The 475-nt window shown below is 50.3% G+C and carries 1 protein-coding gene; it reads left to right on the top strand.

Annotated elements, in window-relative coordinates; all coding sequences use genetic code 11:
• Window positions 1-475, top strand: a 475-nt coding sequence (locus E0E16_RS15100) for a transposase (protein ID WP_255418193.1), incomplete at both ends; no start/stop codon positions are given.

The raw sequence follows: 475 nt of genomic DNA, 5'->3' as shown, positions 1-475 counted from the left end.
TTTCGAATTACACAAGCAGCAGCGAGGGTTTTGTTACCCTTCAGTCATTAATCATGAACTCCCTGATGTATCATGAACGAGAGTTGTTCGTCAGCGAAAATGCCCATGAGCAATGCAATGGTTTCCGTTCTCGTCGTTGGTACAGTCACGGCTTTGAGTTCTCGCTCCGTATTCCGCGCAGTCGTAGCGGAAACTTCTATCCCATTCTCTTAGGGTTGATACGCAGCGAAAGCGAGGAACGTGCCAAATTGTTCAATCTCCTCTACACCAAAGGTCTTACCACGGAGCAGATAGGCGAGATTTCAAATTGCGTCTATGGTCGTTCCTACAGCAAGCAGCAGGTATCGCATCTTGCCGGCAGCTGCCGTGAGGACGTCGAACGGTGGCTTTGCCGTAGCCTTTCCTCCCACTACTTAGCCGTCTATATCGACGCCACCTTTATTTCCACCCGTAGGGACAGACAGGTGTCCAAGGA

Origin of the sequence: Prevotella rectalis, assembly GCF_900607215.1 — a bacterium.
Lineage (GTDB): Bacteria > Bacteroidota > Bacteroidia > Bacteroidales > Bacteroidaceae > Prevotella > Prevotella brunnea.
The sequence above is the reverse complement of the archived record's forward strand: the minus strand, read 5'-3'. Positions and strand labels throughout refer to the sequence as shown.